The organism is Caproiciproducens puteiluti, assembly GCF_052442865.1.
Classification (GTDB): Bacteria; Bacillota; Clostridia; order Oscillospirales; family Acutalibacteraceae; genus Caproiciproducens.
This window is the reverse complement of the sequence record NZ_CP194790.1, coordinates 3488624-3512202: the sequence shown is the minus strand read 5'-3', so window position 1 is coordinate 3512202 and position 23579 is coordinate 3488624. Positions and strand designations below refer to the sequence as shown.

At 55.1% G+C, this 23579-nt stretch carries 26 protein-coding genes and 1 other RNA gene; 18 read left to right on the top strand and 9 right to left on the bottom strand.

Annotated elements, in window-relative coordinates; all coding sequences use genetic code 11:
* Nucleotides 1-18: 18 nt before the first annotated feature.
* Both ACRQU7_RS16890 and serC read right to left on the bottom strand, forming a co-directional pair.
* On the bottom strand, nt 19-1197 hold the full coding sequence (locus ACRQU7_RS16890; protein ID WP_444642086.1) for a phosphoglycerate dehydrogenase: 1179 nt from the start codon (nt 1195-1197) through the stop codon (nt 19-21).
* A 42-nt stretch (nt 1198-1239) separates the two neighbouring features.
* Nucleotides 1240-2325 (bottom strand): 3-phosphoserine/phosphohydroxythreonine transaminase, encoded by a 1086-nt coding sequence (serC, locus tag ACRQU7_RS16885; protein ID WP_444642074.1) that lies wholly within the window; start codon nt 2323-2325, stop codon nt 1240-1242.
* Between the two features lie 259 nt (nt 2326-2584).
* Between serC and ACRQU7_RS16880 the strand changes: the two genes are divergently transcribed.
* The 17 genes from ACRQU7_RS16880 to ruvX all read left to right on the top strand — a co-directional run bounded on the left by ACRQU7_RS16880 (nt 2585) and on the right by ruvX (nt 17274).
* On the top strand, nt 2585-2932 hold the full coding sequence (locus ACRQU7_RS16880) for a DRTGG domain-containing protein (RefSeq protein ID WP_141826372.1): 348 nt from the start codon (nt 2585-2587) through the stop codon (nt 2930-2932).
* Nucleotides 2929-3363 (top strand): ATP-binding protein, encoded by a 435-nt coding sequence (locus tag ACRQU7_RS16875; protein WP_444642071.1) that lies wholly within the window; start codon nt 2929-2931, stop codon nt 3361-3363. The genes ACRQU7_RS16880 and ACRQU7_RS16875 overlap by 4 nt, the downstream gene beginning before the upstream one ends.
* Nucleotides 3364-3373: 10 nt before the next feature.
* Nucleotides 3374-4684, top strand: coding sequence for a [Fe-Fe] hydrogenase large subunit C-terminal domain-containing protein (locus ACRQU7_RS16870; RefSeq protein WP_444642069.1), 1311 nt, complete (start codon nt 3374-3376; stop codon nt 4682-4684).
* On the top strand, nt 4681-5013 hold the full coding sequence (locus tag ACRQU7_RS16865) for a DRTGG domain-containing protein (protein WP_444642067.1): 333 nt from the start codon (nt 4681-4683) through the stop codon (nt 5011-5013). The genes ACRQU7_RS16870 and ACRQU7_RS16865 overlap by 4 nt, the downstream gene beginning before the upstream one ends.
* Nucleotides 5010-5750 (top strand): PHP domain-containing protein, encoded by a 741-nt coding sequence (locus ACRQU7_RS16860; RefSeq protein WP_444642065.1) that lies wholly within the window; start codon nt 5010-5012, stop codon nt 5748-5750. Before ACRQU7_RS16865 ends, ACRQU7_RS16860 begins: the two co-directional genes overlap by 4 nt.
* 209 nt (nt 5751-5959) lie before the next feature.
* Nucleotides 5960-6454 (top strand): NADH-quinone oxidoreductase subunit NuoE family protein, encoded by a 495-nt coding sequence (locus ACRQU7_RS16855; RefSeq protein ID WP_444642063.1) that lies wholly within the window; start codon nt 5960-5962, stop codon nt 6452-6454.
* 1 nt (nt 6455) lies between these two features.
* A complete protein-coding gene (locus tag ACRQU7_RS16850; RefSeq protein WP_444642061.1) occupies nt 6456-7046 on the top strand; it encodes an ATP-binding protein in 591 nt (196 codons plus the stop codon).
* Nucleotides 7009-7377: a (2Fe-2S) ferredoxin domain-containing protein gene (locus tag ACRQU7_RS16845; RefSeq protein ID WP_444642059.1), complete on the top strand. Its 369-nt coding sequence runs from the start codon at nt 7009-7011 to the stop codon at nt 7375-7377. The genes ACRQU7_RS16850 and ACRQU7_RS16845 overlap by 38 nt, the downstream gene beginning before the upstream one ends.
* A 16-nt stretch (nt 7378-7393) precedes the next feature.
* The gene (gene nuoF / locus ACRQU7_RS16840; protein WP_444642057.1) at nt 7394-9184 is read left to right on the top strand and encodes an NADH-quinone oxidoreductase subunit NuoF; all 1791 of its coding nucleotides are present in this window, start codon (nt 7394-7396) and stop codon (nt 9182-9184) included.
* A gap of 14 nt (nt 9185-9198) precedes the next feature.
* A complete protein-coding gene (locus ACRQU7_RS16835; protein WP_444642055.1) occupies nt 9199-10947 on the top strand; it encodes an NADH-dependent [FeFe] hydrogenase, group A6 in 1749 nt (582 codons plus the stop codon).
* A gap of 223 nt (nt 10948-11170) precedes the next feature.
* Nucleotides 11171-11986: a YdcF family protein gene (locus ACRQU7_RS16830; RefSeq protein WP_444642053.1), complete on the top strand. Its 816-nt coding sequence runs from the start codon at nt 11171-11173 to the stop codon at nt 11984-11986.
* 151 nt (nt 11987-12137) lie between these two features.
* On the top strand, nt 12138-13427 hold the full coding sequence (locus tag ACRQU7_RS16825; RefSeq protein WP_444642051.1) for a dihydroorotase: 1290 nt from the start codon (nt 12138-12140) through the stop codon (nt 13425-13427).
* Between the two features lie 59 nt (nt 13428-13486).
* A complete protein-coding gene (gene pyrF / locus ACRQU7_RS16820; protein ID WP_444642049.1) occupies nt 13487-14437 on the top strand; it encodes an orotidine-5'-phosphate decarboxylase in 951 nt (316 codons plus the stop codon).
* Between the two features lie 2 nt (nt 14438-14439).
* Nucleotides 14440-15204 (top strand): dihydroorotate dehydrogenase electron transfer subunit, encoded by a 765-nt coding sequence (locus ACRQU7_RS16815; protein WP_444642047.1) that lies wholly within the window; start codon nt 14440-14442, stop codon nt 15202-15204.
* A 2-nt stretch (nt 15205-15206) separates the two neighbouring features.
* Nucleotides 15207-16124 (top strand): dihydroorotate dehydrogenase, encoded by a 918-nt coding sequence (locus ACRQU7_RS16810; RefSeq protein ID WP_444642045.1) that lies wholly within the window; start codon nt 15207-15209, stop codon nt 16122-16124.
* A gap of 20 nt (nt 16125-16144) precedes the next feature.
* Nucleotides 16145-16834, top strand: a complete 690-nt coding sequence (locus tag ACRQU7_RS16805; RefSeq protein WP_444642043.1) for a histidine phosphatase family protein — start codon at nt 16145-16147, stop codon at nt 16832-16834.
* Complete coding sequence (gene ruvX / locus ACRQU7_RS16800) at nt 16831-17274, top strand: Holliday junction resolvase RuvX (RefSeq protein WP_038325879.1); 444 nt, start codon at nt 16831-16833, stop codon at nt 17272-17274. Before ACRQU7_RS16805 ends, ruvX begins: the two co-directional genes overlap by 4 nt.
* A 37-nt stretch (nt 17275-17311) precedes the next feature.
* Here the strand turns inward: ruvX and ACRQU7_RS16795 are convergent, their stop codons facing one another.
* The 3 genes from ACRQU7_RS16795 to ACRQU7_RS16785 form a co-directional block, all read right to left on the bottom strand.
* Nucleotides 17312-18187, bottom strand: coding sequence for a DegV family protein (locus ACRQU7_RS16795; RefSeq protein ID WP_444642041.1), 876 nt, complete (start codon nt 18185-18187; stop codon nt 17312-17314).
* A 151-nt stretch (nt 18188-18338) separates the two neighbouring features.
* A non-coding RNA gene (ssrS, locus tag ACRQU7_RS16790) (6S RNA) lies at nt 18339-18529 on the bottom strand.
* A 10-nt stretch (nt 18530-18539) separates the two neighbouring features.
* The gene (locus ACRQU7_RS16785; protein WP_444642039.1) at nt 18540-18860 is read right to left on the bottom strand and encodes a DUF1292 domain-containing protein; all 321 of its coding nucleotides are present in this window, start codon (nt 18858-18860) and stop codon (nt 18540-18542) included.
* A 947-nt stretch (nt 18861-19807) separates the two neighbouring features.
* On the opposite strand from ACRQU7_RS16785, the gene ACRQU7_RS16780 reads away from it, so the two are divergent.
* Nucleotides 19808-21163 carry an MATE family efflux transporter gene (locus ACRQU7_RS16780; protein ID WP_444642037.1) on the top strand — a complete coding sequence of 452 codons (1356 nt, stop codon included), beginning with the start codon at nt 19808-19810 and terminating at the stop codon, nt 21161-21163.
* A 106-nt stretch (nt 21164-21269) separates the two neighbouring features.
* Here ACRQU7_RS16780 and ACRQU7_RS16775 read toward each other — a convergent pair whose 3' ends face one another.
* From ACRQU7_RS16775 to ACRQU7_RS16760, 4 genes are all read right to left on the bottom strand, one after another.
* Nucleotides 21270-21434: a hypothetical protein gene (locus ACRQU7_RS16775; protein ID WP_156103920.1), complete on the bottom strand. Its 165-nt coding sequence runs from the start codon at nt 21432-21434 to the stop codon at nt 21270-21272.
* 163 nt (nt 21435-21597) lie between these two features.
* Nucleotides 21598-21804, bottom strand: coding sequence for a hypothetical protein (locus ACRQU7_RS16770; protein WP_038325871.1), 207 nt, complete (start codon nt 21802-21804; stop codon nt 21598-21600).
* 145 nt (nt 21805-21949) lie between these two features.
* The gene (locus tag ACRQU7_RS16765) at nt 21950-23311 is read right to left on the bottom strand and encodes a spore coat protein CotJB (protein WP_444642034.1); all 1362 of its coding nucleotides are present in this window, start codon (nt 23309-23311) and stop codon (nt 21950-21952) included.
* Nucleotides 23308-23508 carry a spore coat associated protein CotJA gene (locus ACRQU7_RS16760; RefSeq protein WP_038325869.1) on the bottom strand — a complete coding sequence of 67 codons (201 nt, stop codon included), beginning with the start codon at nt 23506-23508 and terminating at the stop codon, nt 23308-23310. The genes ACRQU7_RS16765 and ACRQU7_RS16760 overlap by 4 nt, the downstream gene beginning before the upstream one ends.
* Nucleotides 23509-23579: the final 71 nt, after the last annotated feature.

Sequence of the window (23579 nt, the reverse complement as noted above, 5' to 3'; positions counted from 1 at the left end):
TGAGTGAAACTCCCTCGGTCAGGCTTCCCGAAGAATTCTTACCCGGATGATTTCGGGGAAATTCTCGAGGTGCTCGGCGGTCGTCTCTTTCACGTCCCCGGTTACGTCGAGGATGGTATAAGCATAATCCTTCTTGGATTTGCTCTGCATGTTTTCAATGTTGATCCCGCTTTCCGCCAGCGCGCCGGAAAGGCGGCTGATGGTGTTCGGAATGTTGCGGTGCAGGATGCAGATGCGGATAGAGCAGGAGGAGCAGTCGCGCGGCATGGAGACCGCGGGCATATTCACGGAATTTTTGATGTTGCCGTTCTGCAGATATTCCATCAGCTCTCCGGCGGCCATACGCGCGCAGTTGTCCTCCGATTCCGGAGTGGATGCGCCCAGATGGGGAACGGCGATCACGCCGTCGGCGCCGAGCATGTCGTCGCTCGGGAAGTCGGTCACGTAGGCCGAAACCTTACCGGATTCCAGCGCGGAAAGGACATCTGAAGACAGTACCAAATCCCCGCGTGCAAAGTTCAGAAGCCGTACGCCGTCCTTCATCTTCGCAATGGATTCCGCGTTGATCATGTTCTTTGTGTCCGGCGTCAGCGGAACATGCACCGTGATATAGTCGCAGGAGCTGTAAATTTCGTCGAGAGTGCGGGCGTGCCGGATGGAGCGGGAAAGGCCCCAGGCCGCGTCCACGGAAAGGTATGGGTCGTAGCCGTAAACCTCCATGCCGAGGCCTCTGGCTGCGTTGGCGACCAGAATGCCGATTGCGCCGAGGCCGACGACGCCGAGTGTTTTTCCGCCGATTTCAGGGCCGACAAACGCGCCCTTTCCTTTTTCGACCAGCTTTCCTACTTCGTCTCCCTTGCCCTTAAGCGTTTTGGCCCACTCGATGGCGGGAACGATCCTGCGGGAGGAGAGAAGCAGTCCGGCCAGAACAAGCTCTTTGACCGCGTTTGCGTTTGCGCCGGGCGTGTTGAACACAACAATGCCACGCTCGCTGCACTTGTCCAGCGGGATATTATTGACGCCCGCGCCCGCCCTCGCAATGGCAAGCAGGCCCTTCGGAAGCTCCATGTCGTGCATGGAAGCGGAGCGCACCAAAATGGCGTCCGGGTTTTCCACGGCTTCACCGCAGCAGTAATTTTCATCAAAGCGGCCGGTGCCGACCTCCGAAATCTTATTCAGGCATTTTATCTGATACATATCTGTTCACCTACATTTCGTATTTTGAGAGCCTGAAGCGCTTCACAGGCTGTTCTTTTCAAACTCGCCCATGAACTGAACCAGCTTCTCGACGCCCTCAACAGGCATTGCGTTGTAAATCGAGGCGCGCATTCCGCCGACGGAGCGGTGCCCCTTAATATTGACAAAGTCGTGCGCGGCGGCTTCCTTGACGAATTTTGCGTCCAGCTCGTCGCTGCCGGTAATAAACGGAATATTCATCAGGGAGCGGTCCTTCGCGACAACAGTCCCCCGGAACAGCTTTGAGCTGTCCAGAAAATCGTAAAGCATTCCCGCTTTTTTCTCATTGATCTTCTTCATTTCTTCCAGCCCGCCGACGGTGTTTTTGATCCAGTCGAGCACCAGCATGCACATATAGATGCAGTAGCACGGCGGCGTATTGAACATGGAGTCGTTGTCCGCGTGGGTTTTGTAGTTGAACATGGTCGGGGTAATGTCCATGGCGCGGCCGATCAGGTCCTCGCGGATGATCACCACGGTCAGGCCCGCCGGGGCCATGTTTTTCTGCGCGCCGGCGTAAAGCAGCGCGAATTTGCTCACATCGATCGGCTCGCTTAGGATGCAGGAGGAAATGTCCGCAATGAGGGGAACGTTTCCGGTTTCCGGCAGCTGGTGGAATTTGGTTCCGTAAATCGTATTGTTTAAGCAGATATGAAAATAATCGGCATCCTTTGTAAAGGTTTCCGGATTCAGTTCGGGAATATAGCTGAAGGTTTTATCCTTGGAAGAAGCGATCACGTTGGCCGTGCCGTAGCGGGCCGCCTCCTGATACGCTTTTGTCGCCCACTGGCCGGTCAGGACAAAGTCGGCCTTGTTGCTTTTTGTCATCAGGTTCATCGGGACCATTGCGAATTGGGAGGAAGCACCGCCCTGTAAAAAGAGAACTTTGTAATTGCCGGGAATGTTCATGACTTCACGAAGCAAACTTTCCGCAGAACCGATAATTCCCTCGTAGATTTTAGATCGATGGGACATTTCCATTACGGATTGCCCACTGCCCTCATAATCCAGCATTTCTGCAGCCGCACGGCGCAGTACAGGTTCAGGCAGCATTGAGGGACCTGCGGAAAAGTTGTAGACACGTTTCATTTTAAGCGCAACCTCCATTTAAAATTTTATGGCGTCCTGCCATTTGAAAAGGGATATTGAGATATAATTAATAATTATATCGCTTTAGTTAGTTGAAGTCAATGATGTGCGGAAATTAAATAAACCCGCACTGTGACTGGGTTTGCGGGCGGCGGATTCTTTTGTTGCCAAACGGATGATTTATGCTATAATATACCTATAAATCAGATGGAGAGACGGAAATTATTGTACATAATATAAATTTTCAGGAGTGATTTGAATGACGGTAAACGATGTGGTTTCCATTCTGGACGCGGAAATCATTACGGCGGGAGATCTGAACGCGGAAGTAAAAACAGCCTGCGGAAGCGATATGATGAGCGACGTGCTGGCGTTCGTCAAGGACCAGTCGGTGCTTTTGACCGGGCTAAACAATCCCCAGGCCATCCGCACCGCCGAGATGATGGATATGCGCTGTGTCGTTTTTGTCCGCGGAAAACAGCCGACGCCGGACGTCGTCGAGCTCGCCCGGCAAAAGGACATCACCCTGCTCAAAACACAGCACAGAATGTTTACTGCCTGCGGCCTGCTGTATGCAAACGGTTTGAGTGGGGGCTGTAAAAGTTGAACAACACCCTTTCTTTCGATTACATTGTGCCGGGGGATGATTTCACCCGCGCGGGTGAAGCGTCGAGCGACGTGAAGCATAAGCTGAAACAGATCGGGTACGACCCAGACGCCATCCGCCGCGTCGCCATTGCCATGTATGAAGGGGAAATCAACATGGTGATCCACGCGGGGGGCGGGAAGGCGCATGTGGAAATCAGCCCGGAGAAAATAGAGATGATTCTTGCCGATCACGGCCCCGGCATCAGGGACATTGACCTTGCCATGCGCGAGGGTTACTCCACCGCGCCCGACAAGGTGCGCGCGCTGGGCTTCGGAGCCGGAATGGGCATGAGCAATATGAAAAAATGCAGCGATACCATGGAAATTGATACAAAGGTGGGCAAGGGAACCACCCTGCACATGACGGTGCTTGCGAAGAAGAAACAGTGAGGTGGGAATCATGAACCAGTTTTTCCATTCGGTTACGCTGGATAGGGATAAATGCATGGGATGTACCAACTGCATCAAACGCTGCCCGACGGAGGCCATCCGCGTGCGCGGCGGCAAAGCCAGGATCATTTCGGAACGCTGCATCGACTGCGGCGAGTGCATCCGGGTCTGCCCGCACCACGCGAAAAAAGCAAAATCGGACAGCCTCGACATGATTCAGAATTTCAAATATAAAATTGCCCTGCCCGCGCCGACCCTTTACGGCCAGTTCAATAATCTGGACGACCTTGATATCGTTCTGACCGGGTTGAAGGACATCGGGTTCGACGAGGTGTTTGAGGTTTCGCGCAGCGCCGAGCTGGTTTCCGAGGTCACCAGAAAGCTGATGCAGGAAGGGAAGCTGGAAAAACCGGTCATCAGCTCCGCCTGTCCCGCCGTGGTCAGGCTCATCCGCGTGCGGTTTCCCGATCTCTGCTCCCACGTGCTCCAGCTCAACTCGCCCATGGAGACGGCCGCGCGCATCGCAAAACGCGAGGCGATGAAAAAGACCGGGCTGCCCCGCAGCGAGATCGGCGCTTTTTTCATCACGCCCTGCCCTGCCAAGGTCACGGCCATCCGGATGCCGATCAGCTGTAAAAAGTCCGAGGTGGACGGCGCGATCGCCATCAGTGAAATCTTCGCGAAGCTTGCCGCCGCGATGGAGAACCTGAAAACCGTGGAGCCCCTCGCCCGCTCGGGGATTATCGGCGTCGGCTGGGCTTCCAGCGGGGGAGAGTCCTCCGCGCTGCTCAACGACAAATATCTGGCCGCGGACGGAATCGAAAACGTCATCCGCGTACTGGAGGAGTTGGAGGACGAAAAAATTCGCGAGCTGAACTTTATCGAGCTGAACGCCTGTTCGGGCGGCTGCGTCGGCGGTGTACTGTGCGTGGAAAACGCCTACGTCGCGAAGGCAAGGCTCCAGCGCCTGCGCCGGTATCTGCCCGTTTCGCAGAACCATATCGACGGGCGGGTTCCGGGCGGTATGAAGTGGAGGAAAAACCTGCTGTTTACCCCCGTACTGAAGCTTTCCGACGATATGAACGAGGCGCTCAGGATGATGGCGGAAATTGATGAAATCTGTGAGGAACTGCCCGGTCTGGACTGCGGCTCCTGCGGGGCCCCGACCTGCCGCGCGCTGGCGGAGGACATTGTCCGCGGCTTTGCGAAGAAGAACCAGTGCATTTTCATTATGAGGAAAGAAATCAAAAACGTCGCCGACGCCCTGTCGTCCATGGGAACATTCCCGCTGCTGAGCGACGAGGAGGATAAAAAATCATGACGGTACAAGAGCTTGCGGAAAAGCTTTCACTGAAAATTTTAGCGGGGCGGGAAAGCCTGGATCGGGAGGTAACGGGGGGGTATACCGGCGACCTGCTCAGCTGGGTCATGTCCCGGCTGCCCGAAAACGCCGCGTGGCTCACGGTCATGGGCAACATCAACGCGGTGGCGGTGGCTTCCCTGAAGGACGCCGCCTGTATCGTCCTGACCGATTCCGCGCCGTTTGACGCGGAGGCGCTGGAAAAAGCGCGACAGCTCGATTTCCCGGTGCTTTTGTCCGAACAGAACAGCTATGAGCTCGGCCTGAAAGTCGCGGAGCTTCTCAGATGATACGGATATTTTATGATCTGCATCTCCATTCGTGCCTGTCGCCCTGCGGCAGCGCAGACATGACGCCGAACAACCTTGTAAACATGGCGCTTCTGCTGGGGTACGACATTATCGCGCTGACGGACCACAATTCCTGCCGCAATGTGCCCGCGGCGGTCAGGGCCGGAGCGGCTCGCGGGCTGACCGTGGTGCCGGGGATGGAGCTCTGCACACAGGAGGAGGCGCATGTGATCTGCCTGTTTCCGACGGTGGAAGCAGCGCTCGATTTTGGCCGGTATGTGGCGCAGAGAATCCCCAGAATCCGGAACAGGCCGGAAATTTTCGGCTGCCAGACCGTGATGGACGAACAGGATACGGTCATCGGAGAGGAAGAAACCCTTCTGCTCAACGCGGCTTCCATCAGCGTGAACCATGTGCACAGGCTGGCGTGCGGCTTCGGAGGGACGGCCTTTCCCGCCCATGTTGACAAGAGTGCGTACAGCGTCCTTTCAAGCCTCGGTTCCCTTCCTCCGGAAGCGGATTTTACCGCTGCGGAAATCAGCGCTAAAGGCGGCGTGCAGACCCTTCTTCACAGAAATCCCGAGCTGAGAGATTTGATCCTTTTGAAGAATTCGGATGCCCATTATCTGGAAAATATGCCCGACCCGTCCGCGTCGGTGCTGCTCCCCGAAAAGTCGCCGGAATGTCTCATCGCGGCGCTGAACAGAGAAATACAAACAGAATGGAACAGAGGATAACAGCCGGAAGCACCAAAAAGTGCCCGGCCGTTTTTTAACTTAATTACTTAAAATCATCATAGTTACCAATAAATTTTTGTGACTTATTTAACAAAAGTCATAGATTTTATCATGGGCGTATGCTATACTAAAAAACAATGGATTGCAGGAAACTTTTGTTGCCGCCACGACATTTTTTCTGCATTGATTAACCGCAAGGAGGAACAAGAATGCAAAAACGTATCAGCAGTTTGCCTTTTCAGGGAACCGCCGAGCAGCGGGAAAAGCTCGACGAAATCATCGAAAGGCACAAGCAGCAAAGAGGCGCCATACTGCCTGTTTTGCAGGAAGCACAGGAGGTTTACGGCTACCTTCCAGTAGAGGTGCAGAGCATCGTTGCCGAGGGACTGGGCGTACCGCTGGAGGAAGTATATGGCGTTTCCACCTTTTATTCCCAGTTTTCGCTTACCCCTAAAGGGAAATACAACGTTTCAATCTGCCTGGGAACGGCCTGCTATGTCAAGGGGGCGGCGTCGGTGCTGGACAAATTGACTTCCATTTTGGGTATCCAGCCGGAGGAGTGCACTCCGGACGGTAAATTTTCGCTGACTGCCTGCCGCTGCGTGGGTGCCTGCGGCCTGGCTCCGGTACTGACGGTAAACGGGGATGTTTACGGACGCATGACCCCGGAGGAAGTGGAACAGGTATTGGCAAAATACGAATAAGATGCGCGAACTGTCTTTAAACGTGATGGATATTGCACAGAATTCAATTTCCGCAGGTGCGAAGCTGATTGAGATCGACGTGTGTGAAGAACCGAGGGCCGACAGATTGACCATCCGGATTTCGGATGACGGTGCCGGTATGACCGCCGAACAGGCGGCTCGTGTGACGGACCCGTTTTTCACCACCCGCACTACCCGCAAAATCGGGATGGGAGTGCCGCTCTTTAAGATGGAAGCCGAGATGACGGGCGGAAGCTTCGGCGTCGCTTCCCAAAAGGGTGTAGGAACCATAATCACCGCAGTTTTTGTACCGTCTCATGTGGATATGATTCCGCTCGGGGACATCAATTCCACGGTACTGCTGTTAATCACCTGCAACGAAGACAGGGATTTTGTCTTTCATCACAGAATGGATTCCAACGAATTTACCCTTGATACGCGCGAACTGCGCGCGGTGTTAGGAAATGAGGTCAGGCTGAATTCACCGGAAGTGATACAGTGGATCAAAAACTGCCTCAGCGAAGAAACCCAATTCATTAAGGAGGAATCAACAGATGAAGTCTTTAGCGGAACTTCAGGCGATCAGGGATAGAGCCCGTGGCCAGGTTATTCTCCGCGAAAACAACGACAACGCAATCCGCGTTCTGGTGGGAATGGCCACCTGCGGAATCGCCGCCGGGGCGCGCCCGGTTTTGAACGCTATGGTGGAAGAAGTCTCTAAGCGCGGCCTTGCCAACGTCACGGTCACCCAGACGGGCTGTATCGGAATCTGCCAGTTTGAGCCGGTCGTGGAAATTGTGACGCCCGGGCAGGAAAAGGTGACTTATGTAAAAATGACGCCTGAAAAGGCGGTACGCGTGGTGAACGACCACCTGGTAAACGGCAATGTGGTAACGGAGTATACCATAGGCGCCAATTCGTAAAAAGGAGGCAGCATTCATGTATCGTTCCAATGTACTGGTTTGCGGCGGTACCGGTTGTACCTCCTCAAACAGCGAGCTGATTATTTCAAAGCTCAAAGAAGAAATTGCGGTCCGGGGACTGGACAAAGAGGTCAATGTGATCCGCACCGGCTGTTTCGGCCTCTGCGCCCTCGGCCCGATTATGATTGTATATCCCGAAGGTTCTTTTTACAGCAGGGTGACTCCGGAGGATGTCCCGGAAATTGTGGAGGAACATCTTTTAAAGGGAAGAATCGTCAGGCGCCTGCTTTATCAGGAAACCATCGTAGACGACAATACCATCAAGTCTCTGAACCATACGCCGTTCTATGAAAAACAGAACCGCGTCGCGCTTCGGAACTGCGGCGTCATCAATCCCGAGTGCATCGACGAGTACATAGCGGTGGACGGCTACACCGCACTGGGCAAGGTTCTTACGGAAATGACCCCGGAAGAGGTTATCGACGTGGTGAAGGCTTCCGGTCTGCGCGGCCGCGGCGGCGCGGGCTTCCCGACCGGGCTGAAATGGAGCTTTGCCGCGAAAAATCAGGCGGATCAGAAATATGTCTGCTGCAACGCCGACGAGGGTGACCCGGGCGCGTTTATGGACCGCTCCGTGCTGGAAGGCGACCCGCACAGCGTACTGGAAGCCATGGCGATCGCCGGTTACGCAATCGGCTCGTCCCAGGGCTATATTTATGTCCGCGCCGAGTACCCCATCGCGGTCAAGCGCCTGCAGATCGCCATCGATCAGGCGAGGGAATACGGCCTTCTGGGCAAGAACATTTTCAATACCGGCTTTGACTTCGACATCGGGCTCCGCCTCGGCGCCGGCGCGTTTGTGTGCGGCGAGGAAACCGCCCTGATGACCTCCATCGAGGGCAAGCGCGGCGAGCCGCGTCCGCGTCCTCCGTTCCCGGCGGTCAAGGGACTGTTCCAGAAGCCGACCATTCTGAATAACGTGGAAACCTACGCCAACATCACTCAGATCATTCTGAAGGGCGCGGACTGGTTCGCCTCCATGGGCACCGAAAAATCAAAGGGCACCAAGGTGTTCGCTCTGGGCGGAAAAATCAAGCACACCGGCCTTGTGGAAGTGCCGATGGGCACCACCCTGCGCGAGATCGTAGAGGAGATCGGCGGCGGTGTTCCGGACGGACACACCTTCAAAGCCGCTCAGACCGGAGGCCCCTCCGGCGGCTGCATCCCGGCCTCTTATCTGGACATTCCGATCGATTACGACAACCTGCTGTCCATCGGCGCCATGATGGGCTCCGGCGGGCTGATCGTCATGGACGACACGAACTGTATGGTCGATATCGCGAAGTTCTTCCTGGAATTCACCGTGGACGAATCCTGCGGCAAGTGCACGCCGTGCCGGATCGGCACCAGGCGCCTGCTTGAGGTGCTGGAGAAGATCACCAGCGGCAACGGTACCATGGAGGACCTTGACCGGCTGGAAGAGCTGTGCTACTACCTGAAGGAAAACTCCCTGTGCGCGCTGGGCCAGACCGCGCCGAATCCGGTGCTTTCCACCCTCCATTACTTCCGCGACGAGTACGTCGCCCATGTAACGGAGCACCGCTGCCCGGCCGGCGTCTGCAAGGCGCTGACCAACTATTTCATCCTTGAGGACAAATGCCGCGGCTGCACGCTGTGCGCGCGCAACTGCCCCGTCGGTGCGATTACCGGCAGCGTAAAGGTTCCTCATGTCATCGATACCAGGAAATGCATCAAGTGCGGCGCTTGTATGGAAAAATGCAAGTTCAGCGCCATCATCAAGAAATAAAGGAGTGTGCCATCATGGAAAATACGGTCAATATAAAAATAAACGGCATGCCCCTCTCAGTGCCGGCTGATTCCACGGTTTTGGAGGCGGCAAGGCTCGCCGGGATTGATATTCCGACCTTATGCTACCTGAAAGGGATCAATGAGATCGGTGCCTGCCGTATGTGCGTAGTAGAGGTAAAGGGCGCGCGCTCTTTGGTTGCTTCCTGCGTTTATCCGGTGAATGGGGGGATGGAGGTTCAGACCAATACGGCCAAGGTCCAGCAGTCCAGAAAAATGACGCTGGAAATGCTGCTTTCGGTCCATAACAGGGACTGTCTGGCCTGCAGGCGCAGCGGTACCTGTGAATTCCAGACCCTGTGCAATGAGCTGGGCGTGGAGCAGACCGACCGTTTCGACGGGGTCAGGCCCGACGCGACCAGGGACGAGTCGACCCTGCATCTGATCCGCGACAACTCGAAATGCATCCTCTGCCGCCGCTGTGTGGCGGCCTGCGCGGACCAGCACGTCGCCGTCATCGGCCCGAACTGCCGCGGCTTTGATACGCATATCGCCTGTTCCTTTGAAAAACCGCTCAACGACGTTCCCTGTGTTTCCTGCGGCCAGTGCATCGTGAGCTGCCCGACCGGCGCTTTGACCGAACGCGACCAGTGCGACGAGGTAATGGCCGTGCTGAACGATCCGGAAAAGTATGTGGTCGTACAGACCGCGCCCGCCATCCGCGCAACGCTCGGCGAGTGCTTCGGCCTTCCGGTCGGCACCAACGTCAAGGGCAAAATGGTTGCCGCTCTGCGCCGCCTGGGCTTTGACAAGGTGTTTGACACGGACTTCGGCGCAGACCTCACCATCATGGAAGAGGCCAACGAGCTGCTTGAGCGTGTACAGAACGGCGGCCCGCTGCCGCTGATCACCTCCTGCTCCCCGGGCTGGATCAAATTCTGCGAATACTATTATCCGGAGCTGCTTCCCAACGTTTCCTCCTGCAAATCCCCGCAGCAGATGACCGGTGCGGTCATCAAGACGTATTACGCGCAGAAGAACAACATTGACCCGGAAAAGATCGTGGTCGTCAGCGTAATGCCCTGCGTCGCGAAGAAATTCGAAGTCCAACGCGAAGATCAGGACGGAGCCGGTGAAGGCATCCCCGACACCGACATCGCGATTTCGACCCGCGAGCTCGCGCGTCTGATCAATATGGCCCATATCAACTTCAACCGTCTGCCGGACGAGGATTTCGACCCCGCGCTGGGCGTTTCCACCGGAGCTGCGGCGATTTTCGGCGCGACCGGCGGCGTGATGGAAGCCGCGCTCAGAACGGCGGCCGACACGCTGGAGGGCAGAAGCCTTGATTCCGTGGACTATACCGAGGTGCGCGGAATGGAGGGCATGAAAGAGGCTGTTTATCATGTCGGCGGCATGGATGTAAAGGTCGCCGCGGTCAGCGGCCTGAACAATGCCAACAAAGTCCTTGAAAAGGTCAGAAACGGCGAAGGCGGCTATCACTTCATTGAGATCATGTGCTGCCCCGGCGGCTGCATCAACGGCGGCGGCCAGCCGATCCAGCCCGCGGCCGTCCGCAGCTTTACCGACCTGAAGGCGGAGAGGGCAAAGGCGCTTTACGAGGAAGACAGAAACCTGCCCCTGCGCAAGAGCCATGACAGCCCGCTCATCAAAATGGTCTATGAAGAATTCTTTGAGAAGCCGGGCAGCCATAAGGCCCATGAAATTCTGCACACAAGCTACGTGCCCCGTAAAAAGTACTAAATCACCAATGCCTCCGGACAAAAAGTTCGGAGGCATTTTTATGGGAATTATGGTATAATAACCACAAAGTGGCTCTGGCTGTCAATAAAATTGCGCAACTTCTTTTCGGCTCCCTCCTTGAGGGAGCTGGCAGGCGAAGCCTGACTGAGGGAGTTCCCTGGAAATCTGACGGGGATACTCCATCCGGCGTGTCGCCTTCCTGAGGAAGGTATATGCGCTACTGTTGCGAAATTCGTTTCTGGCATTAAACGGACGAAAGGAGGCGGAAATTCTGAAAAAACGGATTGTAAAAATTTTAGCGATGGCGGTTTCCCTTGGAGGGCTTGTCTGGTTTCTGATTCCGATTCATTGGGGTGTGCTGAATATCGGCAATGCGTTTGGAATCGCCGTATCCGTCCTCCTTTTCCTGACCGCCGTGTTTTCCGGCGCGATCGGCCGGAAATGTAAAAGCTCCAAAGGGCTCCGCGTCTTTTGCCGTGCCGTGCTGGTCCTGTTTTGTGCCGGGGTGCTGTGGGCCGCGGTGCTGACCGGGCTGATGATTTACGGTGCGGGAGCGGGACAGGCCGCCCCGCCGGCGGATGCGACGGTGGTCGTGCTTGGCAGCAAGGTAAGCGGCACCGCGCCGAGCGCGGATTTGCGGGTGAGAATAGAAACGGCGGCCGCGTATCTGAAAGACCATTCAAACGCGAAATGCATCGCCAGCGGCGGGCAGGGAAAGGGGGAACTGGTGACGGAAGCTTCCGTGATCCGGGAGCACCTTGTGAAAAACGGGATCAACGCTTCCCGGATTCTGGCGGAGGATACGTCCGTTTCCACGCAGGAAAACCTGAGCAATTCACAGGCGCTGATTGAGAAAAACGGGTTGAATCCCGTAATGGCGATCGTCACGGACGACTACCACCAGTACCGCGCGGGCAAAATCGCCGCCGGACTGAAAATTACGTCCTATCCCGTCAGCGCGCCGACGCCGTGGTACATTTTTTCCTCCTGTTACGCGCGGGAGCTGCTGGCACTGACAAAGTTTTTTGTTTTCCCTTAAACTCTCCTTGAAAAGTTAAGGAACTTGTCTGTCCCGGCTGAATGGCTCCGTCCGGCGTCAGAAAAGCCCGAAATACGGAAAGATAATTTACTATTTGTATAAAATACGACATAATTGTCAAAAAGTTAATACTAAAGAACGGAGGGAAGGAATGAACAGACTGCTCATTCGCGGCGCAAGGCTTCTTGACCCGTCGAACGCGACGGACGAAACAGGGGACATCCTGATTACGGACGGCGTTTTTGCCGCCGTCGGCGGGGAAATCCCCTGCGCGGACGCCGAAGTGATAGACGCGCGGGGACTGGTCGCCGCGCCCGGTCTGGTGGACATGCACGTCCATCTGCGCGACCCGGGGTTTACCGAAAAGGAAGATATTCTGACCGGCTGCCACGCCGCCGCCGCGGGAGGGGTCACCAGCCTTCTGTGCATGCCCAACACCGAACCAACAGTCGATACCCCCGAAACGGTGCGGTATATCCGGGAAAAAGCACAAAGTGCCGACGCGAGGGTGTATGTCGCGGCGGCGATTACGAAAGGCCTGAAAAGCGAAGAGCTGAACGACTTGGCGGCACTCAAAAGCGCCGGGGCCGTCGCGCTGAGCGACGACGGACGGCCCGTGGTCAACACTCTGCTGATGGCGCGGGCTCTGCGCCTTGCCGCCGAACTGGAAATGAGGGTGGTGTCCCACTGCGAGGACTTGTTCCTGTCGCAGGGAGGGAAGCTCAACGAAGGAGCCGTTTCGGAAAGGCTGGGGGTAAAAGGTGTTCCCGCCGCCGCGGAGGACTGCGGTACCGCGCGGGAAATCGCGCTTGCGGCGGCTTACGGCGTTCCGGTGCATATCTGTCACGTCAGCACGAAAACCTCCGTCGCGCTTGTCCGCGACGCGAAGCGGCGCGGTGTCAGGGTGACGGCGGAGACCGCGCCCCACTATTTCGCGCTGACGGAAAACGAACTGCTGAGCCGCGACGCGGATTACCGCATGAGTCCCCCGCTCCGTACGGAAGAGGACCGGCTGGCGGTGATCGAAGGGCTGCGCGACGGCACGATCGACGCGATCGCGACCGACCACGCGCCGCATACCCCGGCAGAGAAATCTGATTTTCTTTCCGCGCCGAACGGGAGCATCGGGATGGAAACAAGCCTTGCCGCGGGAATCACTTATCTGGTAAACGGCGGGCTTCTCACGCTGACGGAGCTTCTTCGCCTGATGAGCGCCGCGCCCGCTGCCCTGCTGGGAATTCCGGCGGGCTCGCTGGCGGTGGGAGCGCCCGCCGACCTTGTGCTGTTCGACCCCGGCGAGCGCTGGACGGTCGACCCCGACCGGCTGCGCGGCAAAAGCAGGAACGCCGTCTTTAAGGGCAGGGAGCTGACCGGGAAAGTGAAAAAAACGATTTGCCGGGGTAAAATCGTCTTTGAAGATACAGGATTGCAACGCTTATGACGGCCTGCCCAACCGAGGGCAAGCCGCCATTCAATAAAAGAATAAACGGAGGAACCACCATGGCACTGGACAGATTGATAGAAGGCATCGTAAAGCTGCAAAACCCCACGGTAGCGGGACTGGACCCCCTGCTTGACTATGTTCCGAACTTTATAAAGGAGGAAGCCTTTACCCGGTACGGCGAAACGCTGGAAGGGGCGGCCAACGCGATTCTGGAGTTCAACAAAGGGCTGATTGACGCTCTGCGCGGCGTCGTGCCCGCCGTAAAGCCCCAGTGCGCCTATTATGAAATGTACGGATGGCACGGTGTAAAGGCCCTGTACGATACGATTGCCTACGCAAAGGATAAGGGGTTGTTTGTCATTACCGACGGCAAGCGCAACGACATCGGCTCCACCATGCAGGCGTACGCCGCGGCGCACCTCGGCACGGTCACGGTCGGGGAGCGGACCCACGTTCCGTTCGGCGGCGACGCGCTGACTGTTAACCCCTATCTCGGCTCCGACGGCATTACCCCTCTGCTGGACATTTGCGGGGCGCAGGACAAGGGGATTTTCGTGCTGGTAAAGACCTCCAACCCTTCCTCCGGCGAGCTGCAGAACCAGATCTTTGAAGGCGGGGAAACGCTTTACGGCACTGTCGGGCATCTTTGCGAGCAGTGGGGCGAAGGCTTGCCGGGTAAGTACGGATATTCCGGCGTCGGCGCGGTGGTGGGCGCGACCTATCCCGCACAGCTGGCGGAGCTGCGCCGCGATTTGACCCGGACCTTCTTCCTGGTGCCCGGTTACGGCGCGCAGGGCGGCGGCGCAAAGGACGTTGCCCCGGCGTTTGACAAAAACGGCCTGGGCGCGGTGGTCAACGCTTCCCGTTCCATTATGACCGCGTGGAAAAAGAGCGGCGCGCCGGAAACGGACTACGCCCGGGCGGCCGCGCAGGAGGCAAAGCGGATGCGCGACGAAATCGTAAAGGAGATCGGCACGATTTCCCTCCCGCGGAAGGAGAGCCGTTAAGCATGAAATACGATGTAATGCTCTGCAAAATCACAGAAAAAAGGCAGCTGGCCGCCGATGTTTTCGACCTGACCGTGGAGGCGGGCAAGCTGGCCGAGGCCGCGTCGGCAGGACAGTTTGCCCAGCTTTATGTGCCGGGGAAAACCCTGCGCCGCCCCATTTCCATCTGTGAGATCGACCGCGCGGCAGGAACCCTGCGCTTTGTTTTCCAGATTCGCGGGGAAGGCACCGCCTGGCTTGCGGACACATGCCCCGGCGATACGCTGGACATCCTTGCGCCGCTGGGAAACGGATATTCCCTCGGAAATACCCGACAAAAGGCAGTATTTGTCGGAGGAGGCATCGGCGTGCCGCCGCTTCTGGAAGCGGCGAAGGCCTTTGGTGAAAATGCGGCGGTTCTCACGGGCTTCCGCAATGAGGAAAGCATCATCCTGAAAGAGGATTTCGAGAAAAACGGAAACCGGGTGCTGATCGCGACCGACGACGGCTCCTTCGGATACCACGGGCTTGTGACCGACCTGCTCAAAGGATTGGATTTTACCGCCGTTTTTGCCTGCGGCCCCGTTCCCATGCTGAAAGCGGTGTGTAAGATTGCCGCCGCGCGCGGGGTGCCGTGCCAGATTTCCCTGGAGGAGCGCATGGCCTGCGGAATCGGCGCGTGCCTTGGCTGCGCGTGCAGGCTGAAGAAAGACGGAACGGAATTTTACGGCCATGTCTGCAAGGACGGCCCGGTTTTTGATTCTGAAACGGTCGTGTGGGAGGAATGAGCATGGCGGATTTACGGGTAAACATTGCGGGCGTTACGTTTCAAAATCCGATTGTCGCGGCGTCCGGCACCTTCGGCTTCGGCCGTGAATACAGCGAATTTTATCCGCTCGGCACTCTGGGGGGGATTTCCTGCAAGGGGATCACGCTCACCGCGCGCCCCGGCAACCCGCCGCCGCGCATCGCGGAAGCGCCGGGCGGGATGCTGAACGCCGTCGGGCTGCAGAATCCGGGGGTGGACCATTTTATCGAACACGATCTGCCGTGGCTGAAACAGCAGGGAACGGTGATTATCGCGAACATCGCGGGCAATACGCCGGAGGATTACTGCCGGATGGCGGAAAAGCTTTCCGAGACCGAAGTGGATATGATAGAGCTGAATATTTCCTGTCCCAACGTCAAACAGGGCGGCGTGCAGTTCGGCACCAGCTGCGCCGGGGTGGAGAGCATCACAGCGGCGGTGCGGAAGTACTGTAAAAAACCGCTGATGGTCAAGCTGTCCCCGAACGTCGGCGATATCGGCGAAATTGCCGCGGCGGCAGAAAGCGCGGGCGCCGACGCGATTTCCATGATCAACACCCTGACCGGTATGCGCATCGACATTCATACCCGCAGGCCGGTTATCCGCAACAATACGGGCGGGCTTTCCGGCCCGGCGCTGCTTCCGGTGGCTGTCCGGATGGTCAGTCAGGTATATCAAAGGGTAAAAATCCCCATAATCGGAATGGGCGGTATTTCCAAATGGCAGGACGCTGTAGAGATGCTTCTGGCCGGTGCTTCCGCTCTGCAGATCGGGACCGTGCTTTTTACCGACCCGTACGCGCCGGTGAAAATACTGGACGGGCTCAACGAATATCTGGACAGGAACCATATTGCCAAAGCAGCCGGGCTGACGGGAAAGATGATCCCATGGGAATCATAAAAAAACAGGAGAATGACACAATGACACGAATCATACTTGTTCGTCACTGCGAAGCGCTGGGAAACACGAAAGGCGTTTTTCAGGGGAGCATCGACTGCGATATTGCCGGAAGCGCCGAAACGCAGCTTGACCTTTTGAGCATCCGGTGCCGCAATATGCCGATCGACGCGATTTACTCCAGCCCGTTACAGCGGGCGTATAAAACGGCGCAGGCGATCAACCGTTTCCACGATCTTCCCATTCAGGTGGAACCGCTCCTGCGTGAAATCAGCGGCGGGGTTCTGGAGGGCCGGCTCTGGGAGGAGATGGCCGAACGCTTTCCAAACGAATTGGATACCTGGCTGAACCGCCCGTGGGATTTTGCCCCGCCGGAAGGGGAGCCCATGCGGCAGGTCTATCAAAGGGTGTGGGAGGGCATTACCGGTATTGTCCGGAAGAATCAGGGAAAAACCGTCTGTGCCGTTTCGCACGGCTGCGCCATCCGCAATATCCTATGCAATGCGCTGCATCAGCCGCTTGAGCAGATCAACCAGGTGGCGGGTTCCGCCAATACCGCCATCAGCGTGATTGATTTCGACGATAACCTGTACAGCACGGTGGTTTCTATGAACGACGCTTCCCACCTGACGCCGGAGGTTTCCTCCACAGCGAAATTCGTGTGGTGGAAGCAGAACGGCCGGGAAGCATCCGGGAAAAGAGGACGATCATGAAAATACTGGCTGTCGATTTGGGCAGGGCGCGCACAGGACTCGCGGTATGCGACGAAAGCGAGCTTCTGGCCTCTCCCGCGGGCGTAATCAACGAACATAATATGGAACGGCTTGCGCAAACAATCGCCGCACAGGCTGCGGAAAGGGCAGTGGGAACGATTGTGGTCGGCCTGCCCCGCAACATGGACGGCAGCGAAGGGGAAAGCGCGCAAAACGCCCGCGCCTTTGCCGAAGCACTGCGGGCGCTGGTAAACGTTCCGGTGGAAATGCGCGACGAACGGGGGACCACCATTACGGCCCACGGGTATCTGAACGATACCGACACGCGCGGAAAAAAGCGCAAGGCAGTGGTGGACGCGGTTGCCGCAACCATTATCCTGCAGGATTATCTGGACTACCGAAGAAATCAAAGGGGACAGAAAAAAGAGGGGGACGGCTGAATCCGTTTCCCTCTTTTTTAATGTTGATAGGCTGTATTCAGTTCCGGTCTTTACCGAGGTAAAACAGGGCTACGGTTCCCGGCCCGGAATGTGTCCCGATCACCGGGCCGATGGGGTTGATTTCCGTCGCTTGGACGTGAAACCTTTTCCGTACCTGGTCCGCTATGTATTTGGCGTCCTCCGGGGCGTCGCCGTGGCTGACGAAAATCATCTGCCCTTCCGGGTCTTCCACCGCGTTCTGCATATGATGAAGGAGAGCGTCCAGGGACTGACGGCGTCCGCGTACCTTTTCGACCGGAATCAGCCGCCCTTCGCTGTCGACATGAAGAACGGGCTTGATCCCCAGCATCGTACCGACCAGTGCCGCCGCGCCGGACACGCGCCCGCCGCGTTTCAGGTGATTCAGGTCGTCGACGGTGAACCAGTGCGCAAGGCGCGCACGGTTGGAAAGCAGCCATTTGTACACCTCGTCAACGGAACTGCCGTTCTGGCGCATCTGCGCCGCGTAATAAACGAGAAGGCCTTCTCCCATGGAGGCGGCAAGCGAATCCACAGCGCAGACCTTTCTCAGGGGATATTTCAGCGCAAACTTCTCGGCAACCAGGCGTGCATTGTTGTAGGTACCGCTCAGGGCAGAGGAAAATCCGATATATATCACATCCTGTCCCGCCTTTAAAGCCGTTTCAAAGGCTTCCGCGAAGGTGACGGGGCCGATCTGGTTGGTGGTGGCCATTTCCCCGCCGCGAAGACGGTCGTAGAAATTGTGGGAGGAAATATCGCGCTCGTCCGGATAATTGATATAGGAATCTTCTCCGACCGTAAACGTCATCGGAATCACTTCGATATCCATCGCTTTGATCAGCTTTACGGGAAGGTCAGAAGTGGAATCCGTTATGATTCTGTAATCGTACATCTAACCCTTCACTCCTTTCATAACTGGGTCCGGATGCTTCTGAAATGCATTATATAATATTCCCCGGAAACTGTACACCGACAAAATGAGCAAACTGTCATATGACATCAAAAAGGGCCCCTGATCTTCATCAGGGGCCCTAAACTTATTTATTGATCCCGCCTGGCCGTAATGTGCTGAAATAACCTGCTACTAAAAAGCAGGTGGGTGCCAGCCCAATGGGTTCGTACTCCCTTCGTCCGGCAAAAGCCGGGAGGTCTGAGGTCCGCCACCGGAGCGTATGCTCCCGATTTAAATTTGTAGGGTTATTTTTGCAACGGTCCACGCACCAGGCAGGGTGCAAACGAAATGTTTATTCGTCGTTTTCCGTATCTTCCTCGGAATCGTACAGCTCTTCAAAACGGCTTTCAAAAAGCTCGGCAAGCTTGTCGAGCAGTTCTTCATCCTCTACTTCGGCCAGCTGCTGTTCGCCGTTTTCTTCGATTGCTTCAAAGATATAATAAGTGCCCTCCGCGTCAACTTTATCCTGTGGCTCCTCAAATGTCGGCAACAGCGCGTAGAAGCAGCCGTCGTCGTTATCGATAACATCCAGAACCTCAAATTCGTGTTCTTCGCCGTCGTCGTCAATCAGGGTAATTAAATCCGCACCGTATTCGTCGTTCACAGGGGTCATCTCCTCACCGTTTATTTGTCTATGTATTATTCTACATTTCCTGTTTCATGAAGTCAACAGGAAAATAAAGTTACACAATAATATATGAAATTTTCATGTACAAGCCTAAAAATATATTGACCTTTTACAAGTTATCGCTTATAATATAGATGGAAACAGAGATAGGAATGATTTTTAAACGGTGATGGGCGGGTGCCGAAAAAACGGCGGCGCTGCAGAAACGGCGCCGGCAAAGGGTACCGCCGGAAGAAGCACCGGGAAAATCAATGATGCAGAAAGAGGTGAGTCCAATGGGCATTGAACCGTTTTGTAAAGCACACAGCTGCAAGTTCGTTGGGCGCAGCTGCCGAATCCCTTGTTCAGCGTGAAAATAAATGATCCGGAAAATCCTGATGATTCATGCAGCAAGATTGTAGGCGGAATATCGACCACGATGTCCGAACCAACGAAACGACGATTCTTTATAGTTTGCAACCCGTTTTTTGCTTTTCTGAAAAAGCAGTTCGATTGAACAGGGAAAAGGGGTGAGTCCAAAATATAGCTTGAAACGCGTTTTCGTGTTTTCGTTTTATTAAAAAAGAAATTGGTGGTCCCAATGTACAGTTGAGAAACAATTTAACCGAATAAATTTGAGGCTCCGGCAATGAACTTGCCGGAGCTTTTGCTTTCTATCGTAAATCGGCATACAAGTATGAGGTGATTACATGATTCGGACATGATGACGGCTGCCGCGTGTCACAAAGAGTAACCGCCTTGTTTCAATATAAAATATGCCGCAAAGTTTTCTTTCGTGCATCCGTTAAACGCATTTTTAAGAAGCTTTTTTTCTTTGGGCATGAATTTGGCCTGTTCATCGAGGGATATCTATGATAGAATGGTAAAAAATTGTAATTTAAAGATGTGATTTTGTGACTGCCTCAGGCTTTAAAATAAAGGCGGACCTTTTGTTGAACCGTTATTTTTCCGGCGACTCCATCAGCTATCGCCAAATTGTTTCCATTATTATTCCGATTCTGGTGGATCAGGCATTTGTCGTCTGCCTGAACCTGCTCAATACCGCGATGATCAGCTCGTCCGGCGTGGCGGCGGTCAGTGCCGTCAATATGGTGGATTCGCTGAACCTTTTTCTTGTGAATGTGTTTATCGCAGTGGCGACGGGCGGTACGGTCGTTGTGGCCCAGTATAAGGGCAGCAGAAATGACGCCATGGCTTCCAAAGCGGCGGCCGGTTCGGTTTGTGCGGTCTTTCTGCTGGCGCTTGCGGTCAGCTTGACGGTGGTCGTGCTGCATACGCCGACACTAAACCTCCTGTTCGGGAAAGCGGATACCTCCGTTCTGAGCAATGCAAAGGTTTATTTGATCGGGTGCGGCGCTTCCTACTGCGGAATCGCTACGGTAGAAGCCGTCTGCGGGGCGCTGCGCGGCGTTGGCGAAACGCGTTCCTCGCTTTTTCTTGCCCTTACCATGAATCTTTCCTATGTGGCGCTGAATTTCTTGTTTATTAATTTGCTGAATATGGGCGTTTTGGGGATGGTCATCGCGCTCAATATTGCAAGATATATCGGAGCGGCGTGTTCCATCTTATATCTGATCAAAGGGAATAGTTCCCTGCATTTTCAGATCAGGGATGTTTTCCGGGCCGACTTTGTCATGCTGAAAAGAATTCTTTTTATCGGTCTTCCGTTTGCCGCGGAACAGATGTTTTTTAACGGCGGGAAAATTTTAACGCAGACGTTTATTGTACAGCTTGGAGTGCTGTCCATGGATATTAATGCCATTTCTAATTCCATCACGACTCTGTTTCAGATTCCCGCCAATGCGCTGCTGCTTTCCACCGTTACCGTGGTCGGCCAGTGCATGGGGCGGCGGGATGTAAACGACGCGCGGAAATTCATTAAATCCTTTATCGGACTTTCGTCCCTGTCGTTTGTGCTGATGTTTCTGATTGTAATTCCGCTGTTCAGCCCGCTGGTTTCCCTTTTTCACCCGCCTGCTTCCGTGGTACCGACCGTTTTTCAGATTGTCTGTATCACCGGGCTGTCCCAGATTCCCGTGTGGTCCTTCAGCTTTGTCACGCCCGCTGCGCTCAGGGCCGCTGGGGATTCCAGGTATACCTCGATTGTTTCCATGCTTTCCATGTGGCTGTTCCGTGTGGTGTTGGGCTATCTTCTGGGAATCGTTCTGCCGTTTGGAGTCGTGGGCGTCTGGGTGGCGATGATCTGCGAATGGGGCGTACGCGGCTTTATTTTCGTTATGCGCTTCCGGGGAAAAAAGTGGTATCAGCATCATCTGATTGATAATTAACCTCCAAAGAAATCAGAGCTCTGTGCCAACGGCAGCTCGGTATATTGAATTACAAAAAACAGCGGAAGGAAATTTCCTTCCGCTGTTTTTCTTATTTCCGTAGTGATCAGCAGGTCCCGGTGATTCCTTTAATGCAGCGGAGAAGATCTTCCAGTGTGCTGATCTCTTCACCGCAGCCGGATACTGCATTCTGCACATTTGCAGGCAGTGATGAAAAATATTGATTTACTTCAGCATTGGATGCTAAAAGATCATTTAAATTGTTTGCCATTTCTGTCACCTCGCGAATAGTTTGCGAGGATAGCATGAAATTATGAAAGTAAATTGTTGTTAAAAATATTGCCTTGGCCGCCCGCTATTTTGCACAGCAGGCGGTTTTTAACGGATTTTTTTGCAAAGAAAAACCGTTCGGGACGGTACGGAAAAGTGTAAAACTATGACCTCTTACGGCTGCAGACAAGCCGCTCAATGACATCATCCAGGATACGCAGATCGCTATTATTTAAATCGTCCAGCAGGGAAAGAATCCGTTTCAATGCTCTTGCGCTTTCGCTGTCACAGCTGTGGCTGCAGTCATTGGAATCGAAATCATTCGCGTCTGATACGGACTCAACATTATTGGTATAGCGGTTTAAACTCATTGTTCTACTCCTTTCACTCGAGAATACTCCATAGTATGCATTGCCTGAACAGCCTGTCAATATGGGTACGGGGAATTCCACGGACATATAAAAATCCGCCGGTCGGGAACCGGCGGATTGCGGAACGGTCTGTGCGGTTCCGTTTTTATTTTCCTAATATATTTACCCATGAAAGCACGTTTGACTGCGGCATTGTTTTGTTCTGTGTAGTCCCCTGTACCGCTGTGTTTCCGGCGGCATTCTGCGTATTCGTCTGAGGCATGGCGCTGTTCTGCTGCATAGAGGCACCCTGCGTAGCCGTATTTCCGGCAGCGTTCTGCGTATTCATCTGCGGCATGGCACTGTTCTGCTGCGCGGAGGAACCCTGTACCGCCGTATTTCCGGCAGCGTTCTGCGTATTCATCTGCGGCATGGCGCTGTTCTGCTGCGCGGAGGAACCCTGTACCGCCGTATTTCCGGCGGCATTCTGCGTATTCATCTGCGGCATGGCGCTGTTCTGCTGCATAGAGGCACCCTGTGTCGCTGTATTTCCGGCGGCATTCTGCGTATTCATCTGAGGCATGGCGCTGTTCTGCTGCATAGAGGCACCCTGCGTCGCCGTATTTCCGGCAGCGTTCTGCGTATTCATCTGAGGCATGGCGCTGTTCTGCTGCATGGAGGCTCCCTGTGTCGCCGTATTTCCGGCGGCATTCTGCATTGTTGGCATATTCATCCGTGGCATCGCACTGCCCTGCTGCATGGAGGAGCTTTGCACCGCCGGCATGTTCATCCATGGCATGGGGCTGTTTTGCTGCATGTTGGCGCCCTGTACCGCCGTATTTGCGGTTGGAGCGTTTTGCGTCATTGGCAGATTCATCCGCGGCATGGCGCTGTTCTGCTGTATAGAGGTCCCCTGTACCGCCGCGTTTCCTGCGGCGTTCTGCATCATCGGCATATTCATCTGGGGCATTGCACTGTTCTGCTGCATGGAGGTCCCCTGTACCGCCATGTTTCCTGCGGCGTTCTGCATCATCGGCATATTCATCTGGGGCATTGCACTGTTCTGCTGCATAGAGGTCCCCTGTACCGCCATGTTTCCTGCGGCGTTCTGCATCATTGGCATATTCATCTGGGGCATTGCACTGTTCTGCTGCATGGAGGTCCCCTGTACCGCCGCGTTTCCGGCAGAATTCATGTTTTGCCACGGCATTGAGTTGTTCGCCCAGGGCATTGTGTTATCCTTCTGTTTTGATATTCCCTGTACGTTCATGTTGTTTCCGGCTGCTGTGCCGTCCCACGGCCAGGGGTCGGCGATCCACGCCCAGCGGCTGGTGTTCTGGGAGTTCACATTGACCGGCCCGTAGGCCGCTTCATACTTCGCGGTCATTTCATTTGTTGCTTTTCTGTATTCTTCCAGCTTCTGCGCCGCTTTGCAGTCGCCGGGATGGGTATCTAAAAAAATATGAAGCTCCCACATTGCAAACTGGTAGGAGCGGATTCTCGTCATTAAAGCTTCCTGTTCGGTCATTTCATTACACCTCGTTTACCTAAAAAAGGTTTGTCAAGATCTGGGAATATGGTGCCGCTGCGCAGACCCATTTCCGGCTCGTATACCGCGCCGAACTGCTGGAAAGGAACGTATGCCATTGCCACGACGGTCGTTGCGGGCAACGGCGGGGGACTCAGCAGGCACGATTCCCCTTCCACGATTTTCATGTCGTTCATTGTATATCTCCTTTCTGATACGTCTCGACACATCGGGCTTATCCGATAATATAGTATGCAGAATTCCCCAA

What these genes read in the sequence shown, in the direction of transcription:
- ACRQU7_RS16775 (WP_156103920.1), bottom strand. Translation starts at nt 21,434, where the DNA reads ATGGCAAACAATTTAAATGATCTTTTAGCATCCAATGCTGAAGTAAAT.
- ACRQU7_RS16865 (WP_444642067.1), top strand. Translation starts at nt 4,681, where the DNA reads ATGACGGTACAAGAGCTTGCGGAAAAGCTTTCACTGAAAATTTTAGCG.
- pyrF (WP_444642049.1), top strand. Translation starts at nt 13,487, where the DNA reads ATGGCACTGGACAGATTGATAGAAGGCATCGTAAAGCTGCAAAACCCC.
- ACRQU7_RS16880 (WP_141826372.1), top strand. Translation starts at nt 2,585, where the DNA reads ATGACGGTAAACGATGTGGTTTCCATTCTGGACGCGGAAATCATTACG.
- ACRQU7_RS16855 (WP_444642063.1), top strand. Translation starts at nt 5,960, where the DNA reads ATGCAAAAACGTATCAGCAGTTTGCCTTTTCAGGGAACCGCCGAGCAG.
- ACRQU7_RS16860 (WP_444642065.1), top strand. Translation starts at nt 5,010, where the DNA reads ATGATACGGATATTTTATGATCTGCATCTCCATTCGTGCCTGTCGCCC.
- ACRQU7_RS16870 (WP_444642069.1), top strand. Translation starts at nt 3,374, where the DNA reads ATGAACCAGTTTTTCCATTCGGTTACGCTGGATAGGGATAAATGCATG.
- ACRQU7_RS16805 (WP_444642043.1), top strand. Translation starts at nt 16,145, where the DNA reads ATGACACGAATCATACTTGTTCGTCACTGCGAAGCGCTGGGAAACACG.
- ACRQU7_RS16825 (WP_444642051.1), top strand. Translation starts at nt 12,138, where the DNA reads ATGAACAGACTGCTCATTCGCGGCGCAAGGCTTCTTGACCCGTCGAAC.
- ACRQU7_RS16850 (WP_444642061.1), top strand. Translation starts at nt 6,456, where the DNA reads ATGCGCGAACTGTCTTTAAACGTGATGGATATTGCACAGAATTCAATT.
- ACRQU7_RS16770 (WP_038325871.1), bottom strand. Translation starts at nt 21,804, where the DNA reads ATGAGTTTAAACCGCTATACCAATAATGTTGAGTCCGTATCAGACGCG.
- ACRQU7_RS16815 (WP_444642047.1), top strand. Translation starts at nt 14,440, where the DNA reads ATGAAATACGATGTAATGCTCTGCAAAATCACAGAAAAAAGGCAGCTG.
- serC (WP_444642074.1), bottom strand. Translation starts at nt 2,325, where the DNA reads ATGAAACGTGTCTACAACTTTTCCGCAGGTCCCTCAATGCTGCCTGAA.
- nuoF (WP_444642057.1), top strand. Translation starts at nt 7,394, where the DNA reads ATGTATCGTTCCAATGTACTGGTTTGCGGCGGTACCGGTTGTACCTCC.
- ruvX (WP_038325879.1), top strand. Translation starts at nt 16,831, where the DNA reads ATGAAAATACTGGCTGTCGATTTGGGCAGGGCGCGCACAGGACTCGCG.
- ACRQU7_RS16845 (WP_444642059.1), top strand. Translation starts at nt 7,009, where the DNA reads ATGAAGTCTTTAGCGGAACTTCAGGCGATCAGGGATAGAGCCCGTGGC.
- ACRQU7_RS16795 (WP_444642041.1), bottom strand. Translation starts at nt 18,187, where the DNA reads ATGTACGATTACAGAATCATAACGGATTCCACTTCTGACCTTCCCGTA.
- ACRQU7_RS16765 (WP_444642034.1), bottom strand. Translation starts at nt 23,311, where the DNA reads ATGACCGAACAGGAAGCTTTAATGACGAGAATCCGCTCCTACCAGTTT.
- ACRQU7_RS16810 (WP_444642045.1), top strand. Translation starts at nt 15,207, where the DNA reads ATGGCGGATTTACGGGTAAACATTGCGGGCGTTACGTTTCAAAATCCG.
- ACRQU7_RS16890 (WP_444642086.1), bottom strand. Translation starts at nt 1,197, where the DNA reads ATGTATCAGATAAAATGCCTGAATAAGATTTCGGAGGTCGGCACCGGC.
- ACRQU7_RS16760 (WP_038325869.1), bottom strand. Translation starts at nt 23,508, where the DNA reads ATGAACGACATGAAAATCGTGGAAGGGGAATCGTGCCTGCTGAGTCCC.
- ACRQU7_RS16785 (WP_444642039.1), bottom strand. Translation starts at nt 18,860, where the DNA reads ATGACCCCTGTGAACGACGAATACGGTGCGGATTTAATTACCCTGATT.
- ACRQU7_RS16835 (WP_444642055.1), top strand. Translation starts at nt 9,199, where the DNA reads ATGGAAAATACGGTCAATATAAAAATAAACGGCATGCCCCTCTCAGTG.